This window comes from Bradyrhizobium sp. P3_C3 (assembly GCF_056402655.1).
Map to the genome: position 1 here is coordinate 406,046 of NZ_JBFUGY010000001.1, position 17,360 is coordinate 423,405.

Here is a 17,360-nt window from a genome sequence, read left to right on the forward strand (position 1 = left end):
ACGGACTTAGCAGCATCTGTTAACCATAATTCTCGGCCGGTTCGGCGCGTTCGACGGACGTCACAGGCCGCCCCTCTAAGGCCATCCAACCAAGTCGTTTTCGTGGTCTTCAATACCTGGACAATAGCGGGGAAGCGTTGCGCGAGGCTGGTGCGCGCTTCCCTCTCCAGCGGGTGTCAGCAGGGTGGCGGCAGAGCCCGTCCCACATCACACATCGCGCACAGAGTGCTCACGCGGCACGGCGCCCTGACTGAAAGTTGATCGCGCCGGACTGGAAAAGACCGCACCGAGGAAATAGCTCCGAGAGCGGCACTTTTCAGCAGCCTCTGCGTGTGATACGGTACCGTATCAACATCGCTTTGAACTGTGCCAAGCACGCAAACGGAGGCTGGCATGAGAGGGATCGCGGGCGCCGGTATTTTCGCTCTGGCGTGGTTGTTTCAGTTGATCGGGTCTGCGAACGCACAGCCGGTTGCCAATGTCGGCTGCACGGCATCGCCATCGGCTGCGGGCACGCAAGTGTGGCGCTGCGACAACGGCATCACCATCGTTGCGGAAAACGGCGCCAGATTTGAACTTAAGGACGCCAACCGCGACGGACATATTGACTCCGTGGAGTTGAGCAGCAAGGCGCTGCTGATCGAGGCGCCCAAGAAGCCCGGCGGCAATCCCTTCAAGGTGCTGACGCCGCAGGCGATCGCCGCAGTGCGCGGGACCAAATGGGCCGTCGATGTCGCTGAGGCCAAGACCGCGGTCTTCGTTGCTGATGGCCGTGTCGGTGTGAGCCGCAGGGCTCGTGGACGCGGCGTCGTGCTCGGACCGGGCCAAGGCGTCGATGTCGAGGCAACGGGCCCGTTGACCGTCAAGACCTGGGGCCAGCCGCGCGTCGACGCGCTGATGGCAAGACTGGGTCAATAAGGCCTGGACAATTAAGGCCCGCGCAGCAACGCCCGGGCGACAAAGAAGATTGCATTACGTAATGACTAGACGCGTTCAGATTCTGGTGGCACTCGTCCTCACCGCGCTGTGGGGTGCCGGCATCTATGCCGGCCACGCCAACGGTCATCTGCGCTTTCTCGATCGGCTCGAGGCGACGCTGACGGATTGGCGGACCCAGGTCCGCGGCGTGCAGGCTCCGCCCGATCTCGTCACTATCGTTGCGATCGACGACACCGTCGTGAAGCGCGGCGGCAGCTATCCGCTGCCGCGCGCCGATCTCGCGCGCGTCGTCGACACCATCGTGCAGTTCAAGCCGAAGGTCGTCGCGATCGACCTGCTCCTGGTCGACCGCAGCGCTGCGATCGGCGACGCGACGCTGGCCAACACGCTCGCCACCGGTCCCATGGTGCTCGCCGCCGCGGCGATCTTCCCGACCGCCAGCGAGACTGTGGCGCCGGACAGCGAAGGCCCCCTCGCCGCGCTGCCGCAGGCCGAGCGCTTCCTGCTGCCGCTGCCCGCCTTCGCCGATCACGCCGAGGTCGGCGTCGTCAACGTCGCGACGGGGCAGTCGGGCTCGCCGCTTTCGGTGCCGATGCTGTTCCGGACCCGCGACAAGGTCGAGCTGTCGTTTCCCTTGCGGGTCGCGGCGCGCGCGCTCGACAAGCCGCTGACGATCGCGCCGGATCATCTCATGCTCGGCGATCGCGCGGTCTCGACCGACAGCGATTTCGCGCTGCCGATCACCTATTACGGCCCGCGCCGCACCATCCGCACCGTCAGCGCGCAGAGCATCTTCGACGGCACGCTCAATCGCGCGGCGATCGAGAACCGCATCGTCGTGATCGGCGCCGCGGTCGCCGGCGGCGGCGACTTCTATCCGACGCCGTTCGATTCCCTGATGCCCGGCGTCGAGGTGATCTCGACCGCGATCACCCATCTCGTCGCCGGTGACGGCATCGTGCGCGACCGCAAGGTCCACATCGCCGACGCGCTTTTCGCGATCCTTTTGCCGATGCTGCTGGTCGGCCTGCTCGCCTGGCGGCGCAGCGCGCCCGGCATCGTCGCGGCCGCCGCGGTGATGATCGCCTGGGCCGGGCTCAATCTGTTCGCCTTCACGCACGGCGTTTGGCTGAACGCCGCGACGACACTTGCCGCCGCGGTGCCGCCGGTCGCGGTCTTTGCCGGCGTGCAGCTGTGGGCCGGCGGCCGCCGCACGCAATATTTTGCCGCCAAGAGCAGGTCGCTGGCGCAATTCCAGGCGCCCGCCGTGCAGGAATGGCTGACGCGCGATCCGAATTTCCTGTCCAGGCCGGTCCGGCAGCGTGCGGCCGTCGTCTTCATCGATCTCTCCGGTTTCACGACGCTCAGCGAACGGATCGATCCGGACGAGCTGCAGCATCTGCTGAGGGCATTTCACGCGCTGATCGACAAGGCCGCGGTCGATTGCGGCGGCCTGATCACCGGCTTTCTCGGCGACGGCGCCATGATCCTGTTCGGACTGCCACACGCGATGCCCGACGACGCCGCGCGCGCGCTGCAATGCTCGATCGACCTGTATCGCAGCGTCGATCGCTGGATCGCTTCGCTGCCGCCTGCCCTCCGCGGCCAGCTCGGTTTCAAGATCGGCGCGCATTTCGGCCCGATCATCGCCTCCCGCCTCGGCGAAAGCCACCAGCACATCACGGCGACGGGCGACACGGTCAACGTCGCGAACCGCTTGATGGAGGTTGCCGCCCAGAACTGTGCGCGGCTCGCGCTCAGCGATACGCTGCTGGATGCGGCCGACTTCCACGGCGCTCCCGACGGCATTCTGTCAGGTCCCCTGCTCACCCAGGTCCGCGGCCGCTCCGGCGTCGTGACCGTCTGGTTCTGGCGCGACCAGAACGGGCCGAGCCAGGCCACCGCCAGGGCCGAGATGATCGACTGATTTTTGGGGCCGCCTACCGCGCTTCCGGCGGCGGCGAGCGGTCGAGCACGTCGCCCTTGGCGCCTTCGAGCAGATCAATGCCGTAGGTCTCGATCACGAGCGGCCCGCGCTTGCGCTGCAATTGCGCAATTTGCGTCACCTTCGCGAAGAGCTCGTCGAGGGCGGGATGGCCGTCCGGGCGCAGCTCGTCGACAGAGATCAGCTTGCCGGCAAGCAGCTTTGGATCGGGCTCGGGCATGTTGACCCAGCGGATGCGCTGGTTCTGCTGCAGCACGCAGGTGCCGCGCGGCAGGTAAAAGGCGAGCCAGCCCGTGGTGCCGTAGTCCTGCGCGAGCACGCAGGTCGCGCCACTGCGCGCGCGCACCGCCTCGATCTCGGCGGCGAGCTCGCGCCAGCCGACGCCGACGCTGCGCACCGTCGCGTCGCGGCGATAGCCCGACAGCCAGCCGGTGTTGGCCTGCACGATCAGCGCGGCAAACATCACGATGCCCACGGGCGCGGCCCAGCGCAGGCAGAAATCCGCGACGCGGCGCGCGCGTGGTTGCCACGGCACGAGATTGGCGGCGGCGGCCGCGGCAACGATGAAGGGCGGATAGACCGGCGCGAACCAGTTGGCCTCGACGCGGGCATGCAGCGAATGCCAGACGAAATAGACGACGATGGTCCAGAACAGCGTCTCGGTCAGCAAACGCGAGGCCAGCGCGCCGGCCCGGCGCCAGGTCAGCGCGTGCAGGCCCATCGCGCCGAGGATGAAGACCAGCGGCGTCGCGAAGGCGATCTGGGTCGGGATCAGCTCGGCGATGAAGACAGGACGGAAGTCCTCGATCTTCGCGCGGCCGAGCTGCTTTACGAACGAGACCCATTGATGATCCGCATTCCACAGGATCACCGGTGAGAACAGCGCGAACGCAACGAGACCGCCGAGATAGGGCCAGGGCGAGAGGAACCAGCGCCGCAGTTTCGGCACGGCCGCAAGCCAGATCAGGATCGCGGCGCCAAAGAACATCGCGGTGTATTTCGACAGCAGCGCCGCGCCGACCGCCGCGCCGACGGCGAGCCACCAGACGCCGCGGCCGGTCTCCAGCACCTTGGCGAGGAAGAACAGCACGAAGCTGGAGGCAACCAGCAGCGGCGCATCCGGCGTGACGATCAGCGTGCCCACCGAGGCCATCATGGTCACGTTGAGCAGGATGGCGCTGGTCGCAGCCACCCGCGCGCCGCCGAACAGGATGGCGGCGGAGCGGTAGATCGCGTAGCTCATCGGCAGCGCGAGCAGGATCGAGAACACGCGGACGCCGAGCTCGGTGTCGCCGGCGATCATGGTGCCGGCGCGGATCACATAGGCGACCATCGGCGGGTGGTCGTAATATCCTCCGGCGAGGTTCTTCGACCACATCCAGTAATAGGCTTCGTCGAAGGTGATCGGCGTGACCGCGGCCGCGACCAGCCGCAAGCCGACCAGCGCGACGATCACCAGCGCGGTATTGCGGACAATCCGCGCGTCAGCCCCGCCCATATCGAGCTATTTCTTGCGCCAGACGAACAGTCCGGACATCGCGTAGTTCCACACCACGCCCATCAGCGCGCCGGCCATGCCGGCCAGCCACCAGATCGGCTCCTGGTCGTAGACCGAGAAGGCGACGCCGACATTGGCGAGCAGGCCGACGCTGCACACGATGTAGAAGGCGATCAGGCCGCGCAGCAGCGCAAAGCCCTTCAGCCGCTGGTCGCGATAGGTGAGGAAGTTGTTGAGGGCGAAGTTGCTGGTCATGGCGACGATGGCGCCTGCGGCCTGCGCCTCCGCGAACGGCGCCTTGAACAGCTGAAGGGCGATGAACAGCGTCGTCAGATGCACCACGAGGCCGATGCCGCCGACCATCGCGAACAGGATGAAGCGCAGCGAGACCGCATCGTTGGTGAACTTGGCCAGCACCAGGCCGAGAAAATCCAGCGCGACCATGGAATCGAGCTTGCTCTCGCCGTGCTGGCGCTCGCCGAACGTGTAGGGAATTTCAACGGCTCGCAAGCTACCGTTCGCGCTCGCGACGAGGTCGAGCAGGATCTTGAAGCCGTGCACCGACAGCTTCGGCGCGAGCTCCTCGAAACGGTCGCGCCGAACCATGAAGAAGCCACTCATGGGATCGGCGATCTCGACCCGCAACGCCTTCCTGGCGAGTTCGGTCGCAAGCGCGCTGGCGCCGGCGCGCTGCTTGTTGAAGCCTTCGCTCTTGTAGCCCTCGATGTAGCGGCTGCCGACGACGAGATCGGCCTGGTCGCTTGCGAGCAGCAACAGCATCTTCGGCAGTTGCGTCTCGTCGTGCTGGAGGTCGGCATCGATCACGGCCACATAGGGCGCGCTGGAGGCCAGGATGCCCTCGATGCAAGCGCCCGACAGGCCACGGCGGCCGATGCGGCGAACGCAGCGCACGCGGTTGTCGCGCTGCGCCAGCGCGCGCACGACGTCCCAGGTGCCGTCGGGCGAATTATCGTCGACGAACACGACTTCCCAGGCGACGTTGGCGAGCGTCGCCTCCAGCCGCCGGTACAGCACCGTGACGTTGTCGCGCTCGTTGAACGTCGGGACGATGACCGACAGTTCCGGCGCCTCTTGAGCCTGCGGGGGAGTGCCGGAGCCCGGTCTGATCGCTTCATTCATGACGGCAGCGTATATCCGCCGCGTCCTGCGCTGCCAAGACGTTGCGCTGCCAAGATCTACCGAGCCGGGGGTCTGTGGGGAAAGGCCCAAAAAGGGCCCAAAAATGCCAACGACCCCGGAACGGCGGACCGCGCGTACATCCGGCGCAAGCCCAAGCTATTCCAAGGTCGTTCCAGCGCCGGAGGTTTCGCTCAACGTCGCCGTTAGAGGCTAGATAGGTACGGCAAAACCGCTTCGCAAGGGGGCATAGCGGCTCTTTTTCAGACCCTTGCTAGTTCGGGACTTCCTTGATCACCGGCCCACGCGGCACGGGGGCGGCCGGGACAGCGGGCGCTGCGGCCGGAGCCGGCTCGGCCTTTGCCGGCCTGGGCGGCTTGCCGTACTGGCCGATCGGCCCCAATACGACGGCGACCGCAAGCACGACCGCCGCGACGATCGCGCCCAGAATGCCACCCATCGACTCAGACGACATGGAAGCCCATCCCTGTTCCAGATGCCTCCAGTGATACCATGGATGCGCGCGGAGCTGGAAGAGCCCCCCGCGGAGGGGCGAGTAGCGAATGGCTCGTCGCGAATGAGGAGCGCCGGCTTACACGCCCTCTTCGCGATGGGCCATTCGCCACTGCCCTACTTTGCGGGCGGCCTGTGCTTGACGAAGGCCGTCACAATGTCCTTCTGCGCCGACTCGACCGCCCTGTTCGCGGTGGCGAGATGGGCGCCGGCATCGATGTTCGGATATTGCGTGGTGAGATAGTCGAGCAACGCTACCCGGTAATATTGCCGCTCCGACGGACAGGCGCCCGCGACCGAACGGCCGAAATCCTGTTCCGACATTCCCTGATTGGAGTCGCGCGAATATTCCCGCGCCAGGCAATGCCAGTAATCGTCGCGGCCCTGCATGGCGAGCTTCTGCGCGCCCTTGGCATCGTCGTCATCGTCGGCCATGGCACCAAACGTCATGGCAGCAGATGTCATCATGACGAGCGCCGCTCCCACCATCAGCATCCGCATTCTTGTTCTCCTTTTTGCGCGGGTCCCGTTGCGACGTTAGACGGGACGGCGCAACTGGCCAATCACATCTGGTTTGATTAGGATGAAGTCCCTCCCCGTCGATGCGAGACCCTCCCGTGGCCAAAGCAAAAACCGCGTCCAAAAAATCCGGCAACATCTTCATCGGCGTCGGCGGCTGGACCTTCGAGCCCTGGCGCGGCGTGTTCTACCCGGAGAAGCTCACGCAGGCCAAGGAGCTGTCCTATGCCGCCTCGAAGCTGACCTCGATCGAGATCAACGGCACCTATTACGGCTCGCAGAAGCCGGAGAGCTTTCGCAAATGGGCCAGCGAAGTGCCCGATGGCTTCGTGTTCTCGGTGAAGGGACCGCGCTTCGCGACCAACCGCCGCGTGCTCGCCGAGGCGGGCGATTCCATCAAGCGGTTCTATGATTCCGGCGTGCTGGAACTCGGCGACCATCTCGGACCGGTGCTGTGGCAGTTCGCGCCGACGAAAAAGTTCGACGGCGCCGATTTCGGCAAGTTCCTGGAGCTGCTGCCGCGCAAGCTCGAGGGGCGCGCGCTGCGCCATGTCGTCGAGGTCCGTCACGACAGCTTTTGCGCACCGGACTTCGTCGCGCTGATCCGGGAGTTCGAGACGCCTGTCGTGTTCGCCGAGCACGGCAAATATCCGGCGATCGCCGACGTCGCCGGCGATTTCGTCTATGCACGGCTCCAGAAGGGCAATGACGAGATCAAGACCTGCTATCCGCCGAAGCAGCTCGATGCCTGGGCCAAGCGCTTTCAGGACTGGGCCGAGGGAAGTGAACCCGACGATCTGCCGAAGGTCGACAAGGCCAAGCCGAAGAAGGAGCCGCGCGACGTGTTCGCCTATGTCATCCACGAGGGCAAGGTGCGCGCACCGGCCGGCGCCATGGAACTGATCGCGCGGGTGAGCTGAGGATGGTTCATGGCAAAGGCGAAAAAGCTCTTCACCATCGGTTATGAACAGACGCCGCCCAAGGCGGTGCTCGACGAGCTGGAACAGGCCGGCGTCAAGCTCGTGGTCGACGTGCGCGCGGTGACCTCATCGCGCCGGCCCGGCTTTTCGAAGAAGCAGCTTTCCGCGGGCCTCGATGAACGCGGCATCGCCTATGTTCATCTCGCCGCGCTCGGCACGCCGAAGGAAGGCCGGCTCGCCGCGCGCAGCGGCCAATACGATGTGCTGGAGAAGATCTATTCAAAGCACCTGAAGACGCCGCAGGCCCGGGAAGAGATGGACGAGCTCTCGGCGCTGGTGATGAAGGCCGGTCCGGTCTGCCTGCTCTGCTACGAACGCGATCACACCCATTGCCACCGCCAGATGATCGCGGAGATCATCGAGGAGCGTGATGGCGTGGCGGTGAGGAATTTGGCGGGACGGCAGGTGTAGCCGGCTCCATCCGGGCTACAGATCTCCCGCCAGCCGAAACGTCCCTTCCATCATTTGCACGCAGCTGCCGCCGACATGAGCGGACGTGATCTTACCATCCTGCTTGCGCACGCGCGTCCGGAGGATGCTTGGCCGGCCCATGTCAAAGCCCTGACCGACGGTGAGCTTCAACTCGCCATCACGCGTGGGATCGAGATCGGCAAACAGCGCGGCCGCGGCGACCGTCGCGCTGCCGGTGGCGGGATCCTCGACGAGGCCGCTGGCGCCGCGCATGAACATCCGCGCCTGCCGATCGCAAGGCGCCTCCGCCGGCGGCACGTCGCGCGTGTAGAACCATACCGAGCGGGCGCCGTCCCGCGGCAAGACCTTGCCGTAGGCCGCCGCATCGGGCCGGGCGCGCTCGAGCGCCTCGCGCGAATGCAGCTCCATCACCAGAAACGCGTTTCCGACGCTGACGATCTGCGGCGCGTGGCTGTCGACCCTGATGTCATCCGCACCGAGCGAGACGCAGCTTGCAGCTTCAGCGGCAGACAATTGCGACAGCCGCGCCAAAGGCTGGGGCGCGGTGAGCTCGGTCCTGACCACCCGGCCCTGCTCTCTCACGATCTCGACCGGCACGAGCCCGGCCTTCTCCTCAAACAGCAGGCGCGGCTTCAGCTCTTTTGCCATCGAAGCCAGCACGAAGGCGGTGCCGACATTGGGATGGCCGGCAAAGGCAATCTCCAGCACCGGCGTGAAGATGCGCACCTCGGCGTCATTGGCCTTGTCGCGCGGCGGCAGCACGAAGGCCGTCTCGGAATAGTTGAACTCGGTCGCGATCGCCTGCATCTGCTGCGTCGTGAGCCCGCCGGCATCGAGAACCACGGCGAGCTGGTTGCCGCCGAAGGCGCGGTCGGTGAACACGTCGACGGTGATGTAGCGGCGCTGCATCTTCACTTCCTCATGAAAATCGCGGCCTCAACCGGCCGCATCGCCGGCAGTCTACAAGCCGGCGATATCGCTCGTCATGCCCCAAAATTCGGAGCATTCGGAGCAATCGCGCGAGGAGATCAGAAGGGAGAATCAGAACCGGAACAGCTGATACGGCGATGCGAGGACCTGTACGCGCTCGCTGTCATCGACGATCAACGCATCGAGAAACTGCCGGTTTTTCGCGTAAGCCTGTGACGCCTCGAACTGCGTATGCGGCCAGTCGCTGCCCCACAGCAGGCGGTCGAGGCCGTAAGCCTTGCGCAGCAGCGGATAGGCCTCCTTCGCAAAACTCTCCCCGCTCGCGCCGTTGCGATACGGCGCCGAGATCTTGACCCAGACATTTCGCGTCGCGCCGAGCTTCAGCACCGACTGGAAGCCGGGATCGGCGACGCCGAGTTTCGGATCCGGCAACGCATAGTGATCGAGCACGACGGTGACGCCATGATCGAGCAGCTGCGGCGCCAGCAGTGCGAGGTCGGACGCGTTGCGCTGGAGCTCGACTTGCCAGCCCATCGATTTCACGTTTCCGAGCAGCGCCTTCCATTCGCCGGCAGCGAGATCGGGCAAGGGCTGACCGACCAGATTGAGGCGGATGCCGACGACGCCGGCGCGATCAAGCGCGCGCAGTTCGTCCGCGGTCACGGAAGGATCGACCACCGCGATACCACGCAGGCATCCGCCGGAAGTTTTCAGGCTCTCGACCAGATAGGAATTGTCGGTGCCGAGAAAGCTCGGCTGCACCAGCACGCCATTGCTCATGCCATTGCGGTCGAGCTGCTCCAGATAGAGCGCCAGCGGCGCATCGTAATCGGGGGCATAGCGCCGGCCGGGCGCGAGCTTGAGGCCGCGGTGGAAGACATGGGCATGGGTATCGATCGTCGGCAAGCTCGTCTCACTCTTCGCTCGGCTCGCGACGGCCGTGGCCGACACGAGGGATATAAGGCCTGTGCCGAATTGGCGGCGCGTCAGGCCACGCTCGCGGGATATCATGGTGACTGCTCCCCATCCGGCGTCAGGCGCGCGTCGCCGCGGCTTGTTCGAAAACCTTGCCGCGGGTTTCGGGCAGCAGCACCACCGCGATCAGCACCAGCGAATAGGCGAAGGCCGCATCGATGCCGATCGCCGGTCCGAGCCCGATATGGTCGCTGAGATAGCCCACGAGGAAGGGGAACGCGGCGGAGACGATGCGGCCGAAATTGTAGCAGAAGCCGACACCGGTGCCGCGCACGCCGGCCGGATAGAGCTCGCTGAACAGCGCCGCCATGCTGGCGGGAATGCCGGCCGAGAAGAAGCCGAGCGGAAAGCCGAGCACCAGCATCTCGCCGTTGGTCAGCGGCGCGAAGATGTAGATCAGCACGGTGACGATGCAGGCGCTGGCGAAGAAGGTGACATTGGCCCTGCGGCCGATGCGGTCGCTGATGATGCCGCTCGCGATGCAGCCGCAGAAGAAGGCAACGATGATGACTGCGAGATAGCCGCTGGAGCCCAGCACCGACAGATGCCGCACTTCGCGCAAATATGTCGGCAGGAACGTGGTCAGGGCCGCGTAACCGCCGTGGGCGCCGATGCCAAACAGGCCTCCGATCAGCGTCGAGCGCAACACGTCGCGATGGAAGATGCCCGAGAGCGTGGCGAAGAATGGCGTCTTGTCGGCTGCGACCGCGCGCGGCGGCTCCTTCAAGCCGCGGCGGATGAAGATGATGAGGAGCGCGGGCAACAGCCCCAGCGCAAACAGCAGCCGCCAGGCGATGTCGGCGGGTGCATAAGTGAACACGAGGGCCGAGAGCAGCACAGCTGCGCCCCACCCCACGGCCCAGGCGCTCTGCACCGAGCCCAGCGCCTTGCCGCGATGCTCGGGGCGAATGATCTCGGCCATCAGCACCGCGCCGCAAGCCCATTCGGCGCCGAAGCCGAGGCCCTGAATCGCCTTCAGGATCAGGAGCTGGTTGTAAGTCATCGCGAACGCGCAGGCGAAGGTCGCGAGCGCAAAGGTCGCAACGGTAATCTGAAGCGCCTTGACGCGGCCAAAACGGTCGCCGAGCGCGCCGCCGAGCCAGCCGCCGAACGCGCCGAAGAACAGCGTGACCGAGCCGAGCAGGCCCGCATCGGCCTTGCTGATGCCGAAGGCGGCGATCAGCGCGGGAATGGCAAGGCCGAACATCTGGACGTCGAGCGCATCCAGCGCCCAGCCGCCAAAGCTTGCCCAGAACGTGCGCCGCTCCAGCGGCGAGCTTTCGCTGTACCAGTTTGACATTGTTTCTCCCTTGAATTCGTTATTGCTTGATGTCGTTGAAAGGTCGCTCTCACCTGATCTCGGCGTGGTAGCGGAACCGGTCGGCCGGCCCCCGCGACCTGCGCCATTCGATCGGCCGCCGCTCCAGATCGAGCGCGAGGCGCTCGATCACGATCAATGGTGCGTGCGCTTCGAGGCGCAGCAGCCGCGCCTGCATCTCGTTGGCCATTTCGACCGTCAGAATTTCCTCGGCCGACACCACCACCTCCCCGCAACGCTCCTCGTAGAGCGGATAAAGCAGGTCGCCGAATTCGGCGGTGTCGATCTCCAGGATCGGCGCGAAGCGCGATTGCTGGAGCCAGATCTCCTCGGCGAGCAGCGGTACATCGTCGATCAGGCGCAGACGCGACAGGCTGATCACGGGCTCGCCGACAGGGATGCGCAGCGCCGACGCAACCGCCGAATTCGCCAAAACGCTCTTGCGCCGGATGATGCGGCTCTTCGGCACGCGCCGCTCGCCGCTCTCGGACTGGAATCGGAAGAAGCGGAATAGCGAGGAGTTGAAGCGCGCCCGGCGCACGAAGGTGCCGCGGCCCTGCTGGCGCTCCAGCACGGTATCGGCAACGAGCTGATCGATCGCTTTGCGCACGGTGCCGATGGCGACGCCGTAATGCGCCGCGAGCTCGGCCTCCGACGGGATCGGCTCGCCCGGCCGCCATTCATTGCGGTTGATCCGCGCGGCGAGGTCGTCGCGCAGGCGCTGGTAGCGTGGCAGGCGGTCGTCGTGCGGAGCTGCATTCATATAGTCATATAGATGACTAGATGAGATAGGAGTCAAGAACTACCAAGGTACCGCAATTGCGAGGCCGGCGACGCGAGGTCGGGCCGGCGGACGTTGCCAACCCGACCTCGCCTTGCGCGTTAATTCGCTGCCCTCGGCGTGCAGGGCGGCTGCTTGTAGGGCGCTGAGGCAAACGCGCCCTGTGCCGGAGCCCTCACGCAATCCGCAGGCGCCAGAGGCGAGGCGCGCCGCGGGGCGACGTCGCGAGCGGCTGCGGCCTGGGTTTGATAGACGGCGGCGGCGATCAGGGCGGCCGAGACAAGGGTCAATCGGGTCATGGGTTCTCTCCGCGTGGCAAACGGAAGCCGAGAGGTTTCGGCGTCCTGACAACATGAGCGGAAATCGCCGTGAGATATTTCATCACGCGCCTTCAACGAAACGCGAGCACCCTCACCCCAGTTGAAACACCGCCACTTTGTGCTCGTAGCCGCGAACCGCGACCTCGCCGAGCGCGACGGCGTCCTCACCGTCGTCGCCGAGCGCCTCGCGGACGGACGCGGAGATCAGGAGGTGCGAGCCGAACTCCTTGTTGAGTGCCTCCAGCCGCGAGGCGAAGTTCACGGTGTCGCCGATGACCGTGTACTCCTTGCGCCGGGGCGAGCCGATATTGCCGGCAACGACCTCGCCGAAATGGATGCCGATGCCGATCCGCAGCGGCCAGCTCGTTTGCGCGTTGATGCGGTCCATCGCGGCCAGCATCTCGCGGCCTGCGGCAACCGCGCGGTGCGCGGCGTCGGAGGCCTCCAGCGGCGCCCCGAACAGGGCGAGGAAGCCATCGCCCAAAAACTTGTTCACGATGCCGCCCTGACGATCGAGGATGTCGACCAGCACGGCGAACGCACCGTCGAGCCGGTCAACCACCTCCTGCGGGGTGCGCAACCGCGCGCTGGCGGTGAAGCCGCGGAAATCGACGAACATCACCGCGACGCGGCGAAGGTCGCCGCCCGCGCTGGGCCCCGCCGCCATCAGCCGTTCCACCACCTGCGGCGAGACGTGCTGGCCGAACAGGTTGGTGACGCGATCACGCGCGGTGGCGGCCGCGATGCTCGCGGCAAATTGCCGCCGCAGCCGCGCGCCGACGGAGCCGGCGAGCACGCCGCAGATCAGGATGATGGTGCTGCGCACGGCGTGAAAGTAGATCAGCGGTTCGCCAGCCTCGCTGGCCGAATTGTAGTACAGCGCGACGGCCAGGAGTTCGGCTGCGGCCACAAATCCCGTGAAGGTGGACAGCCAGAAATCGAGCCGCAGCGTCGAAAGAATGATGAAGATGAAATAGGCCAGTGGCAGCACGAAACCGAGCGCGGGCCCAGCGCCCATGCTGCGAATCTGGAGAATCAGGATGATCGTCGGCAGCGACGTTTCGATGAGAGCGCCGATATAGCGCCTGATCACCGGCAGGTCGCGATCGAGCTTGAGGTTACGCCTGATCTGGCTGTGGACCCAGACCTCGAAGAGGATGAAGCCCCCCAAGAGCATGTATTCGCGGACCAAGCCCTCCGTCCCGCGCCAGACCCGGTTCACGATGGCAGGGTCGATCAGGTAGGTTGCGGTGAGGAACAGGATCATGACGCAGCCCGTCGTGATCAGCGCCCTCACCCGCAACAGCTCGGTGCGCAGCACTTCTCGCGTCAGCTCGCGCTCGAACTCCTCCGACATCACGGCATGCTGCCGGGTCTTCCTGCTGGCAAACCTGACCATTTCTCCCCTCGATTCAGGGGCATTGTGCCTCAATCCAGCGTGCGGCGGAAGCGCGTCACCGCGATGGTCATGGCGACCAGCATCAGGATCGCCAGCGCCAGCGCATCGAAGCGCAAATTCTGCATGGTCGCGCCCTTCAGCATGATGGCGCGGACGATCCGCAAGTAGTGGGTCAGCGGCAGGCATTCACCGAGATATTGCGCCCAGACCGGCATGCCGGCGAACGGGAACATGAATCCGGAGAGCAGAATGCTCGGCAGGAAGAACATCATGGCCATCTGCATGGCCTGGAGCTGGTTCTGCACCACGGTCGAGATGGTGTAGCCAATCGACAGATTTGTAGCGATGAACAAGGTCGACAGCAGCGCAAGCAGGAACAGATTGCCGAGCAAGGGCACGCCGAACAAGCCGACGCCGATGCCGATGATGAGGAAGGCCTGAAGGAAGCCAACCAGCACATAAGGAACGATCTTGCCGAACATCACCTCGACCGGCTTGATCGGCATCGACAGCAGGCTCTCCATGGTGCCCCGCTCCACCTCACGGGTGACCGAGAGCGCGGTGAAGATCAGCATGGTCATGGTGAGGATGGTGCCGACGAGGCCCGGCACGATATTGAGGCTGGACGACGCGGCCGGATTGTAGCGCGCATGCGCGCGGATCTCGAACGGCATCTCGGGCGGATTGCCGATATAGAGATCGTGCGCAAGCGCGGTCTGCACGACCATGCCGAGCGAGCCGAGCGCGGCGCTGGCCGCAACGGGATCGGTGGCGTCGGCCGCAACCAGCAGCGCCGGCCTGTCGCCGCGCCGCACCGCCCGCTCGAAGCCGCGCGGAATCTCGACGCCGAACAGCACCTTGCCCGATTTCAGCAGGTTGTCGAAATCGTCGACGTCGTGCACCTCGTAGATGAAGCGGAAATAGGCGGTGTTCTCCAGCGCCTTCAACACCGAGCGGGCAAGATCCGAATCCTCCTGGAGCAGCACCGCGCTCGGCAGATGGTGCGGCGTGGTGTTGATGGCATAACCGAACAGCAGAAGCTGCATCACCGGCAGCATCACGATCATCGCGAACGAGACGCGGTCGCGCTTGAGCTGGATGAACTCCTTGACCAGCATCGCATAGGAGCGCTTCCAGAAGCCGAAGCGCTCGCGGATCTCGTGCGCGGGTGCGGGGTGATCGGCGGCGCTCATTGGAAATTGTCCTTGGAACGGCTCATCAATTCGATGAACACGTCTTCGAGCGAGGGCGATGATTTGTGCCAGTGCAGGCCGCCCTTCTCGCGCCACGGCGCGATGCTGGCCTCGAGCGCGGCCACGTCGCGCCCGGAAACGTGCAGCGAAGTGCCGAACGGCGCCACCATGTCCACGCCGGGCTTGCCGGTGAGCGCGGCCGTGAGCCCGTTGAGCTCCTCGCCCGTCACGGTGTAGGTCGTCAGGGCGGACTTCGCGATCACCTCCTCCACCGTGCCGTGCGCCAGCAGATGGCCGTAGGCGATGTAGGCGATCTCGTGGCAGCGCTCGGCCTCGTCCATGTAGTGGGTCGAGACCAGGACGGTGAGGCCGTCGGCCGCGAGCGCATGGATCTCGTTCCAGAAATCGCGCCGCGCCTTGGGATCGACGCCGGCGGTCGGCTCGTCCAGCAGCAGCAGTTTCGGACTGGGCAGCGTGCAGGCCCCGAGCGCGAGCCGCTGCTTCCAGCCGCCGGAGAGCTCGCCCGCGAGCTGCTCCTCGCGCCCCGACAGTCCGAGCCGCTTGATCATGTCGCGCGCGGCGCCGCGTGCATCGGCGAGCCCATAGAGCCGCGCGACGAATTCGAGATTCTCGCGCACCGAGAGGTCCTGGTACAGGCTGAAGCGCTGGGTCATGTAGCCGACCTGGCGCTTGATCTTTTCGGCATCGCGCCGGATGTCGTAGCCGAGACAGGTACCCTCGCCGCTGTCGGGCGTGAGCAGGCCGCAGAGGATGCGGATGGTGGTGGTCTTGCCCGAGCCGTTCGGCCCGAGGAAGCCATAGATCGAGCCGCGCTTCACCTGCATCGACAGATCGTGCACGACCTCGCGGCCGCCAAACGACTTGGTCAGGCCCTTGACGTCGATCGCGATGCCGTTGCCGTTGCCGCCGCTCATCGCTTGTCCGCCACCGGCGTTTTTGGATGGAGATAGACGTCGATCGGCTGTCCGACCCGCAGGGCATCGGGCCGCGAGGGCCGCGCCTGGATCAAATAGACCAGCTTGTTGCGCTCATCGAGGCTGTAGATGACAGGCGGGGTGTATTCGGCCGAGGTCGCGATGAAATAGATCTTTGCGGTGAGATCCGCCGCGCAATTGTCGCAAGAGATGCGCACCGTGTCGCCGATCGCAAGCTTCGGCAACTCGGTCTCGGGCACGAAGAAGCGCAGCTTCATGTTGCCGGGCGGCATGATCGAGAGCACCGGCCGCTGCGCCGCCACCATTTCGCCCTCGCGGAAGTAGATCTGCTGGATGGTGCCGGCAACGGGCGCAAAGCCCCTGCGCCGCGCCATTCGCGTCTCCGACGTCACGACCCGCGCTTCGGCGACACGCAAGGACGACACGGCGGAATCGAGATTGGCCTGCGTACCGGAGCCGGTCTTGTTCAGCGAGGCCGCGCGATCATAGGTCTGCTGCGCATTGGCCAGTGTCGCCTTGTTCTGGTTGAGGTCGGCAAGCTGAAGATCGTCGTCGACGGAATAGAGGGCATCGCCGACCTTCACCTCGTCGCCCTCGCGCACATTGAGCTTCGTCACCCGGCCCGCTTCGTCCGGGCTGACGAAGATCATGTCGGCCTCGACCCAACCCTGAAATCCAGGATCGCGCTTGTCCTTGCAACCGGCAAGGACGGTTGCCAGCACGGCGGCCAATGCAAGCACAGAAATTGCTCGTGACGACTTCATGTCGTCCTCCGTTCGCCAAAAATCAAATCGAGATGGACGCGCAGCATGTCCTGGGCGTCGAGCGGCGCGTGCCGCGCAAACAGGCTCTGCCAGATCACCGCGATCATCGCGGGGGCGACCAGGATCTGCGGATAGCGCGCGAGGTTCTTCTCGCGGATCTCGCCGCGGGCAATGCCGAGCTCGATCAGCGCGCGCATGCCGGCGATCCCGCGCGAGACGACCTCGCGATAGTAGAAATCGGCGACGGACGGAAAGCGCGGCCCTTCCGCCACGATCAATCGCACGAGATCGCCGCGCCTCGTGCCGATGACCTCCTTGAGGAAGTTACCGGCAAAGGCCTCGACGAGATCGCGCACCGAGCCCGTCGGCGGCGGCAGCGCATTCAGCTTCGCTACCACCGGCACGATCACAGTGCGCACCAGCTCCTCGAACATCGATTCCTTGTCCTTGAAGTGCAGGTAGATCGTGCCCTTTGCGACACCCGCCCGCTTGGCGATGTCGTCGAGCCGCGTCGCCGCAAAGCCACGCGCGATGAACTCCTCCATCGCCGCTTCCACGATGGCCGACCGACGCTCGGCCGCACGCGTGGCACGATTCGAAGCGGGCGCAGCGTCGGCGGGCGCACGGCCCTTCGCATCGGCGCGAGCTGCGGTTGGCGTGGCTGCTTTGGTTGGCTTCTTTGTCATTCCCTATTTATGACTGACCGGTCAGTCATAGTCAAGACAGCGATCCGACCCTATGCAAGCCAACAAATTAGCATT

18 protein-coding genes are annotated in these 17,360 nt (G+C 65.4%); 4 read left to right on the forward strand and 14 right to left on the reverse strand.

The annotated features are described in order from the left end of the window. The first annotated feature begins 393 nt into the window (after window positions 1–393). Together AC1DW2_RS02225 and AC1DW2_RS02230 are read left to right on the forward strand one after the other, a co-directional pair. Window positions 394–918: a FecR domain-containing protein gene (locus AC1DW2_RS02225; RefSeq protein ID WP_477005135.1), complete on the forward strand. Its 525-nt coding sequence runs from the start codon at window positions 394–396 to the stop codon at window positions 916–918. Between the two features lie 61 nt (window positions 919–979). Further along, window positions 980–2,866, forward strand: a complete 1,887-nt coding sequence (locus AC1DW2_RS02230; RefSeq protein ID WP_477005136.1) for a CHASE2 domain-containing protein — start codon at window positions 980–982, stop codon at window positions 2,864–2,866. 13 nt (window positions 2,867–2,879) lie between these two features. On the opposite strand, the gene AC1DW2_RS02235 is transcribed toward AC1DW2_RS02230, so the two are convergent. From AC1DW2_RS02235 to AC1DW2_RS02250, 4 genes are all read right to left on the reverse strand, one after another. Beyond that, complete coding sequence (locus AC1DW2_RS02235) at window positions 2,880–4,382, reverse strand: glycosyltransferase family 39 protein (RefSeq protein WP_477005137.1); 1,503 nt, start codon at window positions 4,380–4,382, stop codon at window positions 2,880–2,882. A gap of 6 nt (window positions 4,383–4,388) precedes the next feature. Continuing rightward, complete coding sequence (locus tag AC1DW2_RS02240; RefSeq protein WP_283016969.1) at window positions 4,389–5,522, reverse strand: glycosyltransferase family 2 protein; 1,134 nt, start codon at window positions 5,520–5,522, stop codon at window positions 4,389–4,391. A gap of 271 nt (window positions 5,523–5,793) precedes the next feature. After that, window positions 5,794–5,994 (reverse strand): hypothetical protein, encoded by a 201-nt coding sequence (locus AC1DW2_RS02245; RefSeq protein ID WP_063982424.1) that lies wholly within the window; start codon window positions 5,992–5,994, stop codon window positions 5,794–5,796. Window positions 5,995–6,149: 155 nt separating this feature from the next. Next, on the reverse strand, window positions 6,150–6,533 hold the full coding sequence (locus tag AC1DW2_RS02250; RefSeq protein ID WP_063982423.1) for a hypothetical protein: 384 nt from the start codon (window positions 6,531–6,533) through the stop codon (window positions 6,150–6,152). Window positions 6,534–6,634: 101 nt separating this feature from the next. On the opposite strand from AC1DW2_RS02250, the gene AC1DW2_RS02255 reads away from it, so the two are divergent. Beyond that, the gene (locus AC1DW2_RS02255; protein WP_014494217.1) at window positions 6,635–7,471 is read left to right on the forward strand and encodes a DUF72 domain-containing protein; all 837 of its coding nucleotides are present in this window, start codon (window positions 6,635–6,637) and stop codon (window positions 7,469–7,471) included. Window positions 7,472–7,480: 9 nt separating this feature from the next. Beyond that, entirely contained in the window at window positions 7,481–7,942 is a 462-nt protein-coding gene (locus AC1DW2_RS02260) for a DUF488 domain-containing protein (protein ID WP_354266163.1), read from the forward strand. 15 nt (window positions 7,943–7,957) lie between these two features. On the opposite strand, the gene AC1DW2_RS02265 is transcribed toward AC1DW2_RS02260, so the two are convergent. From AC1DW2_RS02265 to AC1DW2_RS02310, 10 genes are all read right to left on the reverse strand, one after another. Next, window positions 7,958–8,872 (reverse strand): PhzF family phenazine biosynthesis protein, encoded by a 915-nt coding sequence (locus AC1DW2_RS02265; protein ID WP_477005138.1) that lies wholly within the window; start codon window positions 8,870–8,872, stop codon window positions 7,958–7,960. Window positions 8,873–9,004: 132 nt separating this feature from the next. Next, the gene (locus AC1DW2_RS02270; RefSeq protein ID WP_477005139.1) at window positions 9,005–9,904 is read right to left on the reverse strand and encodes an amidohydrolase family protein; all 900 of its coding nucleotides are present in this window, start codon (window positions 9,902–9,904) and stop codon (window positions 9,005–9,007) included. Window positions 9,905–9,926: 22 nt separating this feature from the next. Continuing rightward, window positions 9,927–11,168: an MFS transporter gene (locus AC1DW2_RS02275; RefSeq protein WP_085404342.1), complete on the reverse strand. Its 1,242-nt coding sequence runs from the start codon at window positions 11,166–11,168 to the stop codon at window positions 9,927–9,929. A 49-nt stretch (window positions 11,169–11,217) separates the two neighbouring features. Then, window positions 11,218–11,949: a GntR family transcriptional regulator gene (locus AC1DW2_RS02280; protein ID WP_231142265.1), complete on the reverse strand. Its 732-nt coding sequence runs from the start codon at window positions 11,947–11,949 to the stop codon at window positions 11,218–11,220. 119 nt (window positions 11,950–12,068) lie between these two features. Further along, the gene (locus AC1DW2_RS02285; protein WP_477005140.1) at window positions 12,069–12,266 is read right to left on the reverse strand and encodes a hypothetical protein; all 198 of its coding nucleotides are present in this window, start codon (window positions 12,264–12,266) and stop codon (window positions 12,069–12,071) included. A 112-nt stretch (window positions 12,267–12,378) separates the two neighbouring features. Beyond that, window positions 12,379–13,686 (reverse strand): adenylate/guanylate cyclase domain-containing protein, encoded by a 1,308-nt coding sequence (locus tag AC1DW2_RS02290; RefSeq protein WP_135215458.1) that lies wholly within the window; start codon window positions 13,684–13,686, stop codon window positions 12,379–12,381. A gap of 29 nt (window positions 13,687–13,715) precedes the next feature. Continuing rightward, a complete protein-coding gene (locus AC1DW2_RS02295; RefSeq protein WP_231142267.1) occupies window positions 13,716–14,879 on the reverse strand; it encodes an ABC transporter permease in 1,164 nt (387 codons plus the stop codon). Continuing rightward, window positions 14,876–15,814, reverse strand: coding sequence for an ABC transporter ATP-binding protein (locus AC1DW2_RS02300; protein WP_231142268.1), 939 nt, complete (start codon window positions 15,812–15,814; stop codon window positions 14,876–14,878). The genes AC1DW2_RS02295 and AC1DW2_RS02300 overlap by 4 nt, the downstream gene beginning before the upstream one ends. After that, complete coding sequence (locus AC1DW2_RS02305; RefSeq protein WP_135215455.1) at window positions 15,811–16,599, reverse strand: HlyD family secretion protein; 789 nt, start codon at window positions 16,597–16,599, stop codon at window positions 15,811–15,813. Before AC1DW2_RS02305 ends, AC1DW2_RS02300 begins: the two co-directional genes overlap by 4 nt. Continuing rightward, entirely contained in the window at window positions 16,596–17,285 is a 690-nt protein-coding gene (locus AC1DW2_RS02310; protein WP_094184412.1) for a TetR/AcrR family transcriptional regulator, read from the reverse strand. Before AC1DW2_RS02310 ends, AC1DW2_RS02305 begins: the two co-directional genes overlap by 4 nt. Between the last annotated feature and the right edge of the window lie 75 nt (window positions 17,286–17,360).

Coding starts and splice junctions, on each gene's coding strand:
- AC1DW2_RS02225 (WP_477005135.1), top strand. CDS start 394: ATGAGAGGGATCGCGGGCGCCGGTATTTTCGCTCTGGCGTGGTTGTTT.
- AC1DW2_RS02230 (WP_477005136.1), top strand. CDS start 980: ATGACTAGACGCGTTCAGATTCTGGTGGCACTCGTCCTCACCGCGCTG.
- AC1DW2_RS02235 (WP_477005137.1), bottom strand. CDS start 4,382: ATGGGCGGGGCTGACGCGCGGATTGTCCGCAATACCGCGCTGGTGATC.
- AC1DW2_RS02240 (WP_283016969.1), bottom strand. CDS start 5,522: ATGAATGAAGCGATCAGACCGGGCTCCGGCACTCCCCCGCAGGCTCAA.
- AC1DW2_RS02245 (WP_063982424.1), bottom strand. CDS start 5,994: ATGTCGTCTGAGTCGATGGGTGGCATTCTGGGCGCGATCGTCGCGGCG.
- AC1DW2_RS02250 (WP_063982423.1), bottom strand. CDS start 6,533: ATGCGGATGCTGATGGTGGGAGCGGCGCTCGTCATGATGACATCTGCT.
- AC1DW2_RS02255 (WP_014494217.1), top strand. CDS start 6,635: ATGCGAGACCCTCCCGTGGCCAAAGCAAAAACCGCGTCCAAAAAATCC.
- AC1DW2_RS02260 (WP_354266163.1), top strand. CDS start 7,481: ATGGCAAAGGCGAAAAAGCTCTTCACCATCGGTTATGAACAGACGCCG.
- AC1DW2_RS02265 (WP_477005138.1), bottom strand. CDS start 8,872: ATGCAGCGCCGCTACATCACCGTCGACGTGTTCACCGACCGCGCCTTC.
- AC1DW2_RS02270 (WP_477005139.1), bottom strand. CDS start 9,904: ATGATATCCCGCGAGCGTGGCCTGACGCGCCGCCAATTCGGCACAGGC.
- AC1DW2_RS02275 (WP_085404342.1), bottom strand. CDS start 11,168: ATGTCAAACTGGTACAGCGAAAGCTCGCCGCTGGAGCGGCGCACGTTC.
- AC1DW2_RS02280 (WP_231142265.1), bottom strand. CDS start 11,949: ATGAATGCAGCTCCGCACGACGACCGCCTGCCACGCTACCAGCGCCTG.
- AC1DW2_RS02285 (WP_477005140.1), bottom strand. CDS start 12,266: ATGACCCGATTGACCCTTGTCTCGGCCGCCCTGATCGCCGCCGCCGTC.
- AC1DW2_RS02290 (WP_135215458.1), bottom strand. CDS start 13,686: ATGGTCAGGTTTGCCAGCAGGAAGACCCGGCAGCATGCCGTGATGTCG.
- AC1DW2_RS02295 (WP_231142267.1), bottom strand. CDS start 14,879: ATGAGCGCCGCCGATCACCCCGCACCCGCGCACGAGATCCGCGAGCGC.
- AC1DW2_RS02300 (WP_231142268.1), bottom strand. CDS start 15,814: ATGAGCGGCGGCAACGGCAACGGCATCGCGATCGACGTCAAGGGCCTG.
- AC1DW2_RS02305 (WP_135215455.1), bottom strand. CDS start 16,599: ATGAAGTCGTCACGAGCAATTTCTGTGCTTGCATTGGCCGCCGTGCTG.
- AC1DW2_RS02310 (WP_094184412.1), bottom strand. CDS start 17,285: ATGACAAAGAAGCCAACCAAAGCAGCCACGCCAACCGCAGCTCGCGCC.